This is a genomic window from Mongoliibacter ruber (assembly GCF_003003005.1).
Taxonomy (GTDB): domain Bacteria; phylum Bacteroidota; class Bacteroidia; order Cytophagales; family Cyclobacteriaceae; genus Mongoliibacter; species Mongoliibacter ruber.
This window is the reverse complement of record NZ_PVTR01000020.1, coordinates 23,837-39,113: the sequence shown is the minus strand read 5'-3', so window position 1 is coordinate 39,113 and position 15,277 is coordinate 23,837. Positions and strand designations below refer to the sequence as shown.

11 protein-coding genes are annotated in these 15,277 nt (G+C 38.3%); 6 read left to right on the top strand and 5 right to left on the bottom strand.

Annotated features, from left to right (window positions below; genetic code table 11):
• Positions 1–1,031: 1,031 nt before the first annotated feature.
• A complete protein-coding gene (locus tag CLW00_RS20315) occupies positions 1,032–1,547 on the bottom strand; it encodes a YfiT family bacillithiol transferase (RefSeq protein WP_106135555.1) in 516 nt (171 codons plus the stop codon).
• A 91-nt stretch (positions 1,548–1,638) separates the two neighbouring features.
• On the opposite strand from CLW00_RS20315, the gene CLW00_RS20310 reads away from it, so the two are divergent.
• A complete protein-coding gene (locus CLW00_RS20310; RefSeq protein WP_106135554.1) occupies positions 1,639–3,171 on the top strand; it encodes a Ppx/GppA phosphatase family protein in 1,533 nt (510 codons plus the stop codon).
• A gap of 120 nt (positions 3,172–3,291) precedes the next feature.
• Here CLW00_RS20310 and CLW00_RS20305 read toward each other — a convergent pair whose 3' ends face one another.
• Positions 3,292–3,480 (bottom strand): pirin-like C-terminal cupin domain-containing protein, encoded by a 189-nt coding sequence (locus tag CLW00_RS20305; RefSeq protein ID WP_281257466.1) that lies wholly within the window; start codon positions 3,478–3,480, stop codon positions 3,292–3,294.
• A 2,319-nt stretch (positions 3,481–5,799) separates the two neighbouring features.
• On the opposite strand from CLW00_RS20305, the gene CLW00_RS20300 reads away from it, so the two are divergent.
• The 5 genes from CLW00_RS20300 (at position 5,800) to CLW00_RS20280 (ending at position 11,057) form a co-directional block, all read left to right on the top strand.
• Entirely contained in the window at positions 5,800–6,639 is an 840-nt protein-coding gene (locus CLW00_RS20300) for an agmatine deiminase family protein (protein ID WP_106135553.1), read from the top strand.
• Positions 6,640–6,895: 256 nt separating this feature from the next.
• Positions 6,896–8,167 carry a P-loop domain-containing protein gene (locus CLW00_RS20295; protein WP_106135552.1) on the top strand — a complete coding sequence of 424 codons (1,272 nt, stop codon included), beginning with the start codon at positions 6,896–6,898 and terminating at the stop codon, positions 8,165–8,167.
• Positions 8,168–8,305: 138 nt separating this feature from the next.
• Complete coding sequence (locus CLW00_RS20290) at positions 8,306–9,229, top strand: HNH endonuclease (protein ID WP_106135551.1); 924 nt, start codon at positions 8,306–8,308, stop codon at positions 9,227–9,229.
• Between the two features lie 214 nt (positions 9,230–9,443).
• Positions 9,444–10,490 (top strand): PIN domain-containing protein, encoded by a 1,047-nt coding sequence (locus CLW00_RS20285; RefSeq protein WP_106135550.1) that lies wholly within the window; start codon positions 9,444–9,446, stop codon positions 10,488–10,490.
• A gap of 6 nt (positions 10,491–10,496) precedes the next feature.
• Positions 10,497–11,057, top strand: coding sequence for a hypothetical protein (locus tag CLW00_RS20280; RefSeq protein WP_106135549.1), 561 nt, complete (start codon positions 10,497–10,499; stop codon positions 11,055–11,057).
• Positions 11,058–11,146: 89 nt separating this feature from the next.
• On the opposite strand, the gene CLW00_RS20275 is transcribed toward CLW00_RS20280, so the two are convergent.
• The 3 genes from CLW00_RS20275 to CLW00_RS20265 all read right to left on the bottom strand — a co-directional run bounded on the left by CLW00_RS20275 (position 11,147) and on the right by CLW00_RS20265 (position 14,774).
• Complete coding sequence (locus CLW00_RS20275) at positions 11,147–11,554, bottom strand: hypothetical protein (protein ID WP_106135548.1); 408 nt, start codon at positions 11,552–11,554, stop codon at positions 11,147–11,149.
• Positions 11,555–11,588: 34 nt separating this feature from the next.
• On the bottom strand, positions 11,589–13,265 hold the full coding sequence (locus tag CLW00_RS20270; RefSeq protein ID WP_170073256.1) for a restriction endonuclease subunit S: 1,677 nt from the start codon (positions 13,263–13,265) through the stop codon (positions 11,589–11,591).
• A 69-nt stretch (positions 13,266–13,334) separates the two neighbouring features.
• Complete coding sequence (locus tag CLW00_RS20265) at positions 13,335–14,774, bottom strand: class I SAM-dependent DNA methyltransferase (protein ID WP_106135546.1); 1,440 nt, start codon at positions 14,772–14,774, stop codon at positions 13,335–13,337.
• Between the last annotated feature and the right edge of the window lie 503 nt (positions 14,775–15,277).

The following is a 15,277-nucleotide window of genomic DNA, read 5'->3' as shown; positions in this document are numbered from 1 at the left end:
AGGGCTGAGTAATTGTGAAATCGATGAACTGACGAATTGACGAATTGATGAATCGTGTATCTGCCTGCTGAAGGTAGGATTGATCAACTGATGCCTTAGAGGTGAATCGTTAAAGGTTAAAAATGTTAAAAGTTGAGTTTGTGGTAGGTTGTAGGGCTGAGTAATTGTGAAATTGACGAATTGACGAATTGATGAATCGTGTATCTGGCTGCTGAAGGTAGGATTGATCAATTGATGCATTAAAGGTGAATCGTTTAAAGTTGAAAATGTTAAAGGTTAAAGGTTGAGTTTGTGGTAGGTTGTAGGGCTGAGTAATTGTGAAATCGATGAACTGACGAATTTACGAATTGATGAATCGTGTATCTGCCTGCTGAAGGTAGGATTGATCGACTGATGCCTTAGAGGTGAATCGTTAAAAGTTGAAAATGTTAAAGGTTAAAAATGTTAAATTGTTAAAGGTTGGGAGGATTGTGTCTGTTTGGTGTTTTAATACCCTTCTGAGCTGTAAGCTCAAGACTCACAAATCCGAAGGCGCAACCTTCGGATAACGCACCAAAAAAGTTAAAATCGTTAAAGGTTGGGAGGATTGTGTCTGTTGGGAGTTTTAATACCATTTTGATCTATAAGCTCAAGATTCACAAATCTGAAGGCGCAACCTTCGGATGTTGCACCAAAAAGGTTAAAAATGTTAAAAGTTAAAAGGGTGGATTGTGTTTGGAGTTTGAAGACGCATCTGAGCTGTAAGCTCAAGACTCACCGATCCGGAGGCACAACCTTTCGGATATCGCACCTGTTTATTGTGCCAGAGGCACATCATGTAGGTAAAATTAACGCTATAGTTTGGACACCGTCCTGTAGGGACGGCATGTTTCTCTCAACCCTCAATTATCGACTGAACCTGTCATTGACCACAGACTTTTTCCTCCTTCCTCTATTTCTCAATCCTCAATCTTCCCGTTATCTTTCAGTACTGAAATCTGAAATCTGAAATCTGAAATCTAAAATCTAAAATCTACAATTGAGTAACTGTCCTATGCACTAATCATTCGCAAATGCCCTAAATGATGCCTGCAATGCCATGAATACAAAGCGATGGTAAAATCCAATCGTATTTCTTTTTTCATTTCAGGGTGAATGAATGTTTTCCTCAAATCCATTTCATTCAAGTTTTCTAACAAAGCCACCCATCGGATATGCAGTCCTTCCAGAATAGCCAAAGAAGAATCTATGGGTAATTGATAATCAATTTGCTTGGCCCAAAGATCTTCGTGGTAAGGTTTGATGGTTGGAGTGTCCTCGGTTAGGGCAAGTTTGAAGCGAATAAAACTGTTGAAATGACTGTCGGCGCAATGGTGGATCACTTGTTTACCTGTCCATCCACCTTTCCGATATGGCTTTTCCAGGCCAGCTGCACCTAACCGGAATACTTCCGCTTTGACCTGTACGGGGAAAGCTTTGATGTCTTGGATAAGTTGCTGGATTTCCGCTTTGGAAAGGGGATCAGGAGCCTGAAATTTGCCTATTGGGAAGCGAGGGTCTGTTGTCATGAAAGCAATTTAGTTTAGACTTAGTATTAAAAAAAGTCAAATAAGTTTAACTTAAGCATTTACATTTCTTTTTAACCCAAAAATACCATTTATGAACTTAGCTGCCATAGACATCGGTACCAACTCTATTCACATGATCATCGTCAAAGTGACTTCCAAACAGACTTTTGAAGTGCTGGTTCAGGAAAAGGAAATGGTCAAACTCGGAGTTGGTGTTTTTGCCAATAAGATGTTGAGTAATAAGGCTTTCCATAGAGGGATCGAAACAATTAAAAGATATGTGCAACTGGCGGATGAATATGGGGTAGAGGATATCATTACCGCCGCTACTTCCGCTACACGTGAAGCCAAAAACGGCCGTGAATTTTTGGATAGGTTGATCGAAGAGGTAGGCCTCTCACCTCAGATGATTTCGGGAAAAGAAGAGTCAAGGTTGATTTTTTTGGCTGTGAGAAAGGCTATTGACTTGGGGAAAAACAATGCCATGGTGATCGATATCGGCGGAGGAAGTACTGAAGCAGTGGTCGGAAATAAGGAAAAGGTGCTATTTAAAAGCTCCATGAAATTGGGGGTTTTGCGATTGTTGGATAGGGTAGGTCACCAAGGGCCTTTGTCCAAAGAGGAAAAGCTTGACCTGCAGCATCATATTCAGGAAACGGCTTCCAAAATTTTGACTGAAGCCAAAGCCGTGGGCTTTACCAAAGTTATCGGTACCTCAGGAAGTATCAGGACCTTGGGCGAGGCAGCCCTTCAGGTGAATGGGAAAAGCATCATCAATTCTGTCAACGCAGAATCTGTCAAAGCCAAAGACCTGGAAAAAATCACCTGGCAGTTGATGGATTTGGATCCTGAAAAACGGAGCGATTTCAAAGGTATCAGTGAAAATAGGGTAGATGCCATCCATCTCGGGGGACTTTTACTTACTGAATTGCTCAAAATGGCTGAGGTCAAGGAACTGACGCTTTCCGATGCCTCTTTGAGAGAGGGTTTGATCATCGACTATATTGAGAAGTATGGGCAGAAACTAGTCAAATTGGTCGAGGGGAAAAGTGTAAGGGAAAGAAGTAGTCTACTCTTGGCGATGCGCTATGATACAGACTTGGAGGAGAACAAACAGGTGGCAAAACTGGCCTTGCAGCTCTTTGACCAACTTAAGGACCAACATGGTATGCAGGAGCTGGAGCGTGATTTATTGTACCAATCCTGTCTCATTTACGATGTGGGTACTTATGTCAACTTTCAGAGTTACCACAAACACTCCAAGTACCTGATTATGCAGGGAGGTTTGCGGGGATTCAACAATGCTGAGATTTTGGTTTTGGCCAATCTCGCCAGGTATCACAGAAAATCAGGGCCAAAAAAGAAGCACAAGGCCTTTAAAAAGCTGGATTTCAAAAACCGAAGGATGGTCAAAGGCCTTTCAGGGATTCTCAGGATTGCCGTGGCCTTGGACAAAACCAAAAACCAATGGGTGGAAAATGTCTATTGCCTGCCCGAAAAGGACAAACTGACTATCAGGATTTTTGGTGAAGGAAATATGGACTTGGAAATCTGGGAGGCACAGCGCTTTTCGGATATTTTGGCGAAGTTTCTGGATCGCGAAATTGAAGTTGTGAAGGGATAGGTGTGATTCTCAAAAAAAACAGCTTCCTGTATTTGACAAAAGGTGAACAGCCTACCCACCATCAAACTATGGGGGTAGGCTATTCTTTTTTTTACATTAGAGATGTTTTGCTCAAGGTGATTATTCCAAATAGCCAAATTTCCCCATATTGAAATCCTCAATAGCCTGATGGATCTCTTGATAGGAATTCATCACAAATGGTCCATGGGCTACAATAGGCTCGTTCAAGGGTTCTCCGCTTAAGACCAACACGATAGCCTTTTCCTTTGCTTCCAGAGTAAACGATGTTCCTTTATTTTCGAACCAAATCTTCTATGCATTTCTATAAACATATGACCTCTACGAGGTCGGGGACATATCATTTCAATCTATTCAGTTTTTGTAGGATTTGGACTACTCGAGGTTTCGATTTTCTCTTTTCTTCCCAAATTAATTGGTGCTTCCAAATGTGGGATGATTGATCCCAAAGGGATCATATGTTTATAGCATCAATTCGTTTGAGGAGAGGTACGACCCCGACGGGGTCGAATGAAACCGCTTGTCTGTGGGATTCCTATAAACATATGACCTCTCCGAGGTCGGGGTTCCCTACTAATGATGGGTTGGTTGATCCCAAAGGGATCGTATGTTTATAGCAACATAGTCGGCAATGAATGGTGCGACCCCGCTGGGGTCGAATGAAACCGCTTGTCTGGGGGATTCCTATAAACATGTGACCTCTCCGAGGTCGGGGTTCCCTATTAATGGTGGGTTGATTGATCCCAAAGGGATCATATGTTTATAGCATCAATTCGTTTGAGGAGAGGTACGACCCCGCTGGGGTCGAATGAAACCGCTTGTCTGGGGGATTCCTATAAACATGTGACCTCTCCGAGGTCGGGGTTCCCTACTAATGGTGGGTTGATTGATCCCAAAGGGATCATATATTTATAGCAACATAGTCGGCAATGAATGGTGCGACCCCGACGGGGTCGAATGAAACCGCTCGTATGCGTAATTGCTATAAACATGCGACCTCTGCGAGGTCGGGCTATCCGAATTTTCTATGCATTTCTATAAACATATGATCTCTACGAGGTCGGGGTTCCCTACTAATGGTGGGTTGATTGATCCCAAAGGGATCATATGTTTATAGCATCAATTCGTTTGAGGAGAGGTACGACCCCGCTGGGGTCGAATGAATCCGCTTGTACGCGCGATTCCTATAAACATGTGACCTCTCCGAGGTCGGGGTTCCCTAATTATGGTGGGTTGATTGATCCCAAAGGGATCATATGTTTATAGCATCAATGTGTTTGAGGAGAGGTACGACCCCGCTGGGGTCGAATGAAACCGCTTGTATGCGCGATTCCTATAAACATGTGACCTCTCCGAGGTCCGGCTATTCAAATCTTCTATGCATTTCTATAAACATGTGACCTCTACGAGGTCGGGGTTCCCTACTAATGGTGGGTTGATTGATCCCAAAGGGATCATATGTTTATAGCATCAATTCGTTTGAGGAGAGGTACGACCCCGCTGGGGTCGAATGAATCCGCTTGTACGCGCGATTCCTATAAACATGTGACCTCTCCGAGGTCGGGGTTCCCTATTTATGGTGGGATGATTGATCCCAAAGGGATCATATGTTTATAGCAACATAGTCGGCAATGAATGGTGCGACCCCGCTGGGGTCGAATAAAACTTGCTCTATGGGTCAATTCTATAAACATGTGACCTCTTCGAGGTCGGGAACACGCCAATTCAATGTCTATCCATTTTTATAAATATATAACCTCTTCGACGCCTGATCAATGTCATTTTCTTTCCAATTTAATTGATGATGCCAAATGTGGGTTGATTGATCCCAAAGGGATCACATGTTTATAGCAAAATCCCGACAATGAACGGTACGACCCCGACGGGGTCGAATGAATCTGCTTGTATGCGCGATTCCTATAAACATGTGACCTCTCCGAGGTCCGGCTATTCAAATCTTCTATGCATTTCTATAAACATATGACCTCTCTGAGGTCGGGGTTCCCTACTAATGGTGGGTTGATTGATCCCAAAGGGATCATATGTTTATAGCAACATTGTCGGCAATGAATGGTGCGACCCCGACGTGGTCGAATGAAACCGCTTGTCTGCGGGATTCCTATAAACATGTGACTTCTCCGAGGTCGGGGTTCCCTACTAATGGTGGGTTGATTGATCCCAAAGGGATCGTATGTTTATAGCATAATTGGCGGCAAAGATTGGTGCGACCCCACTGGGATCGAATAAAACTTGCTCTATGGGTCAATTCTATAAACATGTGACCTCTTCGAGGTCGGGAGCACGCCAATTCAATGTCTATCCATTTTTATAAATATATAACCTCTTCGACGCCTGATCAATGTCATTTTCTTTCCAATTTAATTGATGATGCCAAATGTGGGTTGATTGATCCCAAAGGGATCATATGTTTATAGCATTAAAGCGGTTAAGGAGAGGTGCGACCCCGATGGGGTCGAATGAAACCGCTCGTATGCGTGATTGCTATAAACATGCGACCTCTCCGAGTTCGGGAATTCCTTGATTATTTATGTACTTTTAGATAAAAGCAACCATACCTTAATCTTCCTCAATCCTAAAATCTTTGAACCAATGATCACCGACAGCCAAACCAATTTTGTCTACATAGCCGATACGCTTGAAACATTATATCCGGAATTTGCGGAGGATCTTGTTTCCATCTTTAAGAAAGCCAATATCCCCTTTGGAATACTTCCCCACACCAAGGATGCCTGGGCGGTGGATTATATGCCGGTTCAGGTGTCCGCAAACAAGTTTGTGAGGTTTACCTACAAACCGGATTATTTGATCACCACAAAAAAATGGTCAAAGACCATTTCGGACGTAGATGCCATCTGTGAGGCAATCGGCATCCAAACCATCAAGTCAGACATAATTCTAGATGGAGGCAATCTCTCCAAATGGAATGACAAGGTGCTGATGACCAGCAAGGTATTTGTCGAAAACAAGCACATTTCCGAAATGGAATTGATTGAACAACTCCAAAACCTTTTGGAAGTCAATAAGGTAATTTTTGTTCCGGTAGAGAATGGCGACTGGTTTGGGCATGCGGACGGAATGGCAAGGTTTATCTGCTATGATACCGTATTGATCAATGACTACAGTCAAGAAGAACAGAAAAACTACATCGACTTTTTGGGAGCTTTACACAATGCCGGCTTAAAGTGGGAGATTTTTCCATATGAAATCTATAACAATGAAGATGACAATGATGCCGCAGGACTTTACCTCAACTACCTAGAGTTAGAAAACCATTTGATTTTGCCGGTTTATGATAAAGAAGCAGACGATATGGCTAGAATAAGGGCTAAGGAAATATTTCCTGACAAAGAATTCCTTGAAATCAATGGCAACGAACCTGCAAAACATACCGGAATTATTAACTGTCTGACCTGGAATATCAGGAGGTAATTATAAAACACCTGGAGCCATGGCAAGTCCAGCACTTTAAAAATCTTGACCATTATCGCATCCAAAAAACAAAATAGTAAGGGCTTAGGATATTTTATTACCAAAAAATTGGTAAAAATATCCTGTAGTGGGTATTTTATGGGAGAGATAAATTTATTAAGTTTAAAAAGAAGATATTAGGAATTATTTGAAGACTTTCCAATCTTAATTCTTTCCACTATTGTGAACGGGAAATTGTAGTGATAATTTTAACACCATGAGCGAAAAAATATCAATAAAAGAAATAGTGAATGCATTTACACCAGCAAAAGAGATAAGTGATGCAATAAAATTTGCAGGAAGAAAGGAATATGTAAATGATGCATTTTATGGATTGTTGACTGAAGGAGCTAATTTAGCCATTGTTGGTGGGCGAGGAATTGGCAAAAGTTCACTTGCACGTCAGATTATTAACATAGCTCAGGGGGACAATTCTCTACTAGAAAAATTAGAGATTTATAATGATCAAAAACTGGATTTTTTATGTATGTATCTTGCCTGTGGAAATAAAATTAAAACAGTTAATGATTTATTATCTCGTTTATTAACAACTCATAGTTGTTTATTAGAATGGATCTACGACATACCTAGTGCAAATAAAGAGTTAAGTAAACTTAGAGGGGGTTTAGATGTGAAAATAGCAGAATTGGGTTCGGAAATTACCGAAGAAACCACAACAACTAAAGCTATTCAAACTCATGATATTGACGTTATATTTCAGAATGTGGTTAACGAGATTTTAAAAGCAAAAATTACTAAAAACGGAATACTAATAGTAATCGATGAATTTGATCAAATTGAAGACCCAACTGGATTTGCTAAGTTAATAAAATCATTAGCTACTAATTTATCAGGTTTAAAATTTTGTATTGTAGGAGTGGCGCAAGACATCCAAATGTTAATGAAAGAACATGAAAGTACAGATAGATTATTTGCTGGTAGTGTGATTAATTTGCCAGGAATGGAAAAAAGTGAATTGAACGAAATCATAGATGACGCTGAAAAATCAATTAGAAAATTCATAACATTTGACCAGACAGGAAGAGAAAAGTTAATTGAACTAGCAAACGGCCATCCTTACATAGTGCACCTCATAGGAAATCAAGCATTAAGGTCAGCATACCTTGAACCAAGTTATGAAATTAATGAAGAATATATTATAAAAATACTTAGGCAAATTGCTGAAAAAGAAGCTGACCCGGTACTTGAAGGTAGGTATAAAAGGGCAGTTGCATCTTCATATCAACGTGAAGCTGTTTTAAAATCATTATTTGAAGTAATTCAAAAAGATGGTGAAATCCTTACAACCGATGCCTATAAAGTTGCAATAGACTTTGACGTTGATAATCCTAGTCAGTATGTTGGACATTTAGTAACTGAAGATTATGGAGCAGAAATAGTAAAAGTCAGAGAGCGCTACTATAGATTTAGAGATAGTTTGTTTGCTACTTATGTAAAGGCAAGACCTTGGTTAACAAAGAAAGATTAACTATCACCAATAGGTTATAAATGATAGTTTGGATAATGACTTACTTAGCTTTGACTTAGTATACCTGAACGTAGCTTCGAAATGACCATTTTTGCAAATCCAAGATTTTATCTTTAAGAATTTACAATTGTTTGACTTATGGCACAAAAACCCTACAGATTTTCGAAAAAGGCGGGAAGGTATATTCCTAATACACAATCTGGAAATCGTAAGTTTTATCACAAGCTGTTAGCTTCTATTGAACCATATGCTGATTTCGATCCAAATTCGACTTATGGTAAACACATAATGAAGAAAACTATTTCCGACCTTAGGAAATATAAACTGACAAATGAAGAATACAGTGAACATAAAAATTCTCTCGCCACCAAAATAAAGAGATTAAAAGAACTTCAAGATAATAACAAGCGTGAGGAAGGATTTAGAAGAAGAAATGCAATAAATAAAAGAGCATCTGAAATTGTTCAACAAAAAAATCCATTAGTTGCATTTTTAAAAAAGAGAGCCTTTTTAATCGCAGTCATTACAGGAATATTTTTTCATGTGTTTTTTAATGAAATTCAAAAATCAATTTGGGTATTCCTCGGTTGTTGGGTTAGCCTAAGTATTCTTGGGAACTGGATTTTTAATCGAATAAAAAAATCAAATTTTTTTCTAGCTCAAATTGAACTTAAGCATAGTGATTTTGATCAAGACTTACGAACATTAGAACTTAGTAAAAAAGAAGAAATTAGGCTAAATGAGATTGAAATTGAGAATTTTAAAAACCAAATGGAAATTTTAAGAACTAAGGTAAGCTTAAAAGCACAAGATCTATTGAATGAAGATAAGCTTAAATTCATTTTGTCTGAGCAATTTTACAATTCAACAGATTGGAAAAAAATTAGGGTACAAGCCTTACTATCTTTTGAAAACGTCTGTGTCAATTGTGGATCCTTAGAGAATTTAGCTATTGATCATATTTACCCACGGTCCAAATTCCCCGAAAAAGCTTTAGAACTTTCAAATACTCAAATACTTTGCTTAAAGTGTAATAGTTCTAAGGGAAATAGAATGTACTGAAATAAACTAAGTAGATTGACATAAAAATTCGCAAAATATAATGTCAAATTGCTTTTAATGAGATTAAAATAGAACCGCACTTATATGCTTTTATGTTTAATCTATTCTTTGGTATATTAAAATATAAAGGTAGGCAAGTTTAGCTATTTTTATCTGAATACTGTTTTTTGAATATTCATTAAATAGTTAACAATAGGCATAAACACAATTTAGAATGAACATATTTATAGACTCAAATATTTTATATCAAGATTATTTCTTTGAAAATAAGTCAAATAAGAAACTACTTGAATATTGTGATGAAGGTCTATTAACCTTATATATGTCTGAGATTGTACGATTAGAATTAAGAAGGCAATTTCAAAAAGAAATAGAAGAAAAAAATAAAGAAATCAAAAAAGTAATCAAAGATGCAAAAAGGCTAAAAATTGACTGTATAATAGCCGAAATTCCGACTGAGATTCAATTGGGAAAATTTGATAAATTTTATCAAAGGTTAGAATTATATGATAATTTTCACATATTACCTTACAAAAACGAATTTCTACCTGATATTGTAGATAAAGCAATTAACCGAAAAAAACCATTCACTGAAGAAAAGTCGGAGCTTAAGGATGCCATAATATGGAAAACGTATGCTAGTTTCGCTGAAACAAATAATACCTTTGACTGCATTCTATTGACAAATAACACATCAGATTTTTGTTCAAAAAAAGATAAATCTAAAATCCATCCTGATTTAATCCTTGACAGTAACAAATTCTCAGTAGTTAACAAATCTTTTGATTTTATTAAATTATACGCAAGCACTCTTGAAAGCTCTGAAAATATATTTCAAGCATACATTAGCCAAATAGAAATTAATGAAGATTCTGTACTTGAAATAATAGTAAACAATTTTGAAAAACAGATTGAAGAAAGGATGCATCAAAAAGTTGATACTCTTCATCCATCCGATATTTTAGATGCAGATTGTTTTTTTGACGGGCAATTAAGCAGTTATGATTGTGAGATTTTACAATGCGAAGATGTTGATTACGACATTCTTTCTGACACGGCACTTATATCAGGGATTCTTTATGCATCATGTTATACAGAAATATTAGAGTATAATCCTGTAAGAGATCAAGGAGAAGACATATATTCGATTGTAGGTGAAAAATATTTGACTTTTAAAATATACTTTAACTTTGATATGGAAAGAGATGATATTTATTCAGATTTTGAAATAACAGACATAGAATTATCTAATGAAAATTAAACAAACATGAGAAAAGACTTTTTACAACACCTATGGATGATAATATTGTTTTTGGTACTATGCGGTTTACTGGTATGGGGTGTTTGGCTTGTCGAAAAAGTGGAAAATCAAATCTCAATTTTTGGAATTGTAGCTGTTATAATTGCTGCATTTACTTCAGTTCTGACTGTTTCCATAAATAATAGAAAGGCTAAAGAGCGAGAATATGATTTGCACGTTTTGAAGGAAAAGCAAAAAGTATTTGAACATTTTTACAATTCATTTTTTGATCTTTTGGAAGGATCAAAAAAAGGAAAGCAAGCTGTGTCAGCAAAAAATATTAAAGAAATGATGCTCTTTAAACAAGGACTCATGAATTGGGGAAGTGAACATCTTATAAGAGAATTTATTGAATATGACAATAAACTTACTCAACAAGACAATACCTTTAATATGCTAGAAGACGGAAATAAGTTTCTTAAAGAGATTAGGAAAGAAATGGGGTTTAGCGATTCAAAAAACCTTAATCTTATTGATATTATTCTAACTGCAGAAGCAAGAGAAGAACTGAGGAAAGTTAACCAGTAGCTAAAAGCACTAATTAAAGCATGAGTTTGTCAGTCCTTTCTGTGAGGAAATAGTTTTGTCAAAGTTCCAGTTGATATTTTCCAAGAAATTTAACCTAAATATTTTCTAATCCTTTCATTACTCCAATTTCCAGCTTTTTTAAAAATTTCACTTTTGAGGTAGTACATAATATCCTCATCATAAATTTCTGGAGTTTCATTTTCCTCCTCATCATAATACAAGCCTTGGTCTGTTTGAAGCCAAAGAGAAAATTTTTCATACTCATTTAGCCTTCTGACTTCTTCCATTAAATGAGTTTCAATTGCATTAACATAGTCATTCCAATTAAATGAATATTCCCCTTGAATTTGAACACATATTTCATCCCATGTATTTTTCAATCTAGAATCATTTCCAGACAAAGTAATATGCCAGCTTTGAAATTGCCTGATGCTGGTTTTTACAATTCTTTTCGAAATTTGATTTGCAAAGTATAAAATAAGGTCACTTTTTCTCATATTCTAATCGTTCAAAAACCTGCATATCACATTATCACCCCTCCACCACCTCCCTCAAACAACTCTGCATCCATTCTTCCTGCGTAGTTTGATGGGTTTCTATTTCTTGTTCTAGTTTATCGCATAGTGCCATTAAGGAATTGACTTTTTCTACAATGGCTTTTTGTTCATCTAAAGGAGGTAAGGGAGTAATTATCCTTTTCATGTCTCCCAGAAGTAAATTGTTTATAGCTGATCCACCAGATTTTTTTAAAAGCTTAGGAGTTTGGTTAATAATAAAATTTTCCAAATATCGAATATGAAGAAATTGATGTAATATTTTTACAACAGCCACACTCTTTTGAAATGTAGATTTTCTAGTCAACTCATTATCTAAGGCGATTGCAGTCTTCCCAACTGTAGCACCTGTATTTACAATACAAAGATCTCCTGGTTCTAAATTTGTTCTTTGGTGTACCTCAGAAAACTCTTTAAAATTTATCTGTCTAGCTCTATCATACAATAATTTGCCCTTTTGGACATCTTTAGCAGATAAAAAATAGTAACCTGAATCATGTTCATCTTGACAATTACCGTGTTTCCCATCTGTTATTAATGTAGTGATTTCCCCCATCCTACACCAAACCCACCCATCAGGCAATTCATATGGAATCTCCTCCTGCGAAATCTCAGGCAACGGTTTTTCTTTTTTGATTTTTTTCTCCTTAATCAGTTCTTCTTTCTCAGCCTTGATTTTTGCAAGTAGGGTAGATGCGTGTTCGATTGGTATTCCCTGTGCTTGTCGAATGGCACGCCAATCTCGAGTCAACTTTCCCTGAACAGCCAATTGCAATATGCCTTCTCGGAGTTTTTTGATGTTTTCCTTTTCGGTAAAAAAGGTACCGAAATGTTGCTGTAAAAATGCCCACTGACTAGCAGTATCTTGTTCTGTAGCTTGGGTCAACTGATTCAAGGCAGAAGTCACAAAGTCTGCTTTCAACTGTATCCGCTCTTTTGTCATAGCTTCCAATTGCTCCACTTCTGCAAACAATTGATTGACTATTGCTACAATGGCTTTTTGTTCTTCGAGGGGAGGGAGAGGAATTAACGTTTGTCTTACCTTTTCAATATTAAGATTTTGAACCACACCACCTGCCGCCGAGTCTTTAAAACTTCCATAAACATATGGAGATGAAAGCAAATGGTATAAAAAATCCTTGTTTATTGCCTCTTTTACTTCTCTAATCAATAACCAACCGTCATGAATACATCCTGTTGTTCTCATAATATATGGCTTTCCGAAACTCATGGAATTGGATAATATAAAATCACCTGGGACTACAAGCCTTGACATTTTTAATCCTTCGGGAATGATTTTCTCTCCACATTCTTCAATGTATTTTAGAACTCCTTTGGTGTCTCCAATTTTAATCCAATTAATTCCATCAGGATCATCCGTAATAAAATTATTTATCGGTCTTGGTGAACCTCCTCTACAGATGTATGCCGCAGAAGCGAAACGAACCCAAACCCAGTTTTCTGGCAAATCAAACTTTACTTCAGATAGGTCAAAATCTTTGATGGGTTTTTCACTTTTAACATTGCTTTCTCTTAAAACTTTAATTTTTCCAACTTTAATAACCTCAAGTAATTCTTTTGAATTTAACTCGGGGCGGTTGGTTATTCGCCATTGCCTAGTCAATTTCCCTTGCACTGCCAACTGCAAAATCAATCCTTTCAGCTCCTCTGCATTTTTGGGATGCAGGGTCAGTTCTTTAAAATGTTCTAATAACTGCATGGCTTAGCGTAGGGCTTCTGTTAGGACTTTGATAATCTCGTCTTGGATGTCTGAGATCTTATTTTCAGTGGCTTGATATTTTTTCAGCAGGACTTCAGGACTTTCCAAGTCATCGGCTACCTGATGTGGGTTTTTGATGTCCAGGTTGTAGCCTCGGTTTTTGATCTCTTCAGCAGAAACCTTCCAGGCATATTGGCTATAGGTTTCATTTTCCCGATCATTCCACCAAGCTTTTTCTAAATCAAATTCCTTGATATGAATCGGTTTGCCTTTGTTGTAGCTCTTCACTCCATCAGGATAGGGATGCTCAAAGTACCAGATCTCTTTGGTCTGTTGCCCTTTTTCGAAGAAGAGTAAATTGGTCTTGATCCCCGTGTAGGGGTTGAAAACGCCATTGGGAAGGCGCACGATGGTGTGCAGGTTGCAGCGCTCCATCAGTTCTTCTTTGATGCGGGTTTTGACACCTTCACCAAAGAGCGTCCCATCTGGCAAGACCACGGCGCATCTTCCGCCATCTTTCAGCAAGCGAATAATCAAGGCCAAGAATAGATCGGCTGTTTCCTTGGTTCGGAACTTCTGTGGGAAATTGGTTTCCGTCCCATCTTCTTCCACTCCGCCAAAAGGAGGGTTGGTCAAAATGATATCCACTTTGTCACTTGCTCCCCAGTCTGCATAGGGTTTGCTGAGGAGATTATCTCTCCGCACCGCAGGCACATCAAAGCCATGCAGCATCAGGTTGGTCGTGCAGAGCAAATGGGGTAGGGGTTTCTTTTCTATCCCACGGATGGTGGCTTGCAGGTCACGCTCGTCTTGGTCATTTTGCACCAATTTCTTCTTATGGTCTATGGTGCAAGTAAGGAATCCACCCGTACCAGAAGCCGGATCGAGAACGGTTTCCTTGAGTTGGGGATTGATGATATCCACCATAAACTGTGTCACCGCCCGAGGGGTGTAATATTCACCTGATGAACCTGCTGATTGCAGTTCCTTCAAGATAGTTTCGTAGAGGTCATTGAACAAATGACGGTCTTTGGAACTGTTGAAATCGATGCGGTTGATTTGATTGATCACCTGACGGAAGAGCGTTCCGTTTTTCATATAGTTGTAGGTGTCCTCAAATACAGATCGGATAATCTTGGCCTGAGGACTGATGCTGAAATCCAGTTCTTTCAAGGCTGGAAACAACTCATTGTTGACAAAGTCCATCAATGCATCTCCGGTCAGGCCTTCTTCATTGGCTGCCCAGTTTTGCCATTTGAATTGGTCAGGAATCGGGCTTTGGTAGCCTTCGATGGTGATTTCCCATTCTTCTTCCTTATCTGCAAAAATCTTCATAAAGAGCATCCAGACCATTTGCGAGATGCGCTGTGCATCCCCATCTACTCCTGTGTCTTTCCGCATGATGTCACGGATGCCTTTGATATTGGTGGTGATTGTGGTCATTTATTTTTGTTTGTTGATCCCATTGAGACCAATTGTATAAATCGTTTCAATTTTGATCCCAGCGGGGTCACATGTTTATAGTTTCAATATGTTAGCGAGGGTACGACCCAGGAGGGGTCGTATTGACCATCTAAATTACGGTTGTTATAAACATGTGACCTCTTCGAGGTCGAGGTTATTTGGCCTTATATTCATTTATATTTTTGATCCCATGGGGATCATATGTTTATAGCAGTGTCTCGGCAACGAATGGTGCGACCCCGATGGGGTCGTATTGATCGTCTAAATTACGGTTGTTATAAACATGTGACCTCTTCGAGGTCGGGATATCGTTGATCATTTATTTATTTTTATAGATATGCGACCTATTTGAGGACATGGTTTTTCCTGATATCATATTTAATTATTGATCCCAAAGGGATCATATGTTTATAGCAATATTCCGACGATACGTGATGCGACCCCGTAGGGGTCGAATTGATCATGAGAGGAACTTTTTCTAT

Coding starts and splice junctions, on each gene's coding strand:
- CLW00_RS20315 (WP_106135555.1), bottom strand. CDS start 1,547: ATGACAACAGACCCTCGCTTCCCAATAGGCAAATTTCAGGCTCCTGAT.
- CLW00_RS20310 (WP_106135554.1), top strand. CDS start 1,639: ATGAACTTAGCTGCCATAGACATCGGTACCAACTCTATTCACATGATC.
- CLW00_RS20300 (WP_106135553.1), top strand. CDS start 5,800: ATGATCACCGACAGCCAAACCAATTTTGTCTACATAGCCGATACGCTT.
- CLW00_RS20295 (WP_106135552.1), top strand. CDS start 6,896: ATGAGCGAAAAAATATCAATAAAAGAAATAGTGAATGCATTTACACCA.
- CLW00_RS20290 (WP_106135551.1), top strand. CDS start 8,306: ATGGCACAAAAACCCTACAGATTTTCGAAAAAGGCGGGAAGGTATATT.
- CLW00_RS20285 (WP_106135550.1), top strand. CDS start 9,444: ATGAACATATTTATAGACTCAAATATTTTATATCAAGATTATTTCTTT.
- CLW00_RS20280 (WP_106135549.1), top strand. CDS start 10,497: ATGAGAAAAGACTTTTTACAACACCTATGGATGATAATATTGTTTTTG.
- CLW00_RS20275 (WP_106135548.1), bottom strand. CDS start 11,554: ATGAGAAAAAGTGACCTTATTTTATACTTTGCAAATCAAATTTCGAAA.
- CLW00_RS20265 (WP_106135546.1), bottom strand. CDS start 14,774: ATGACCACAATCACCACCAATATCAAAGGCATCCGTGACATCATGCGG.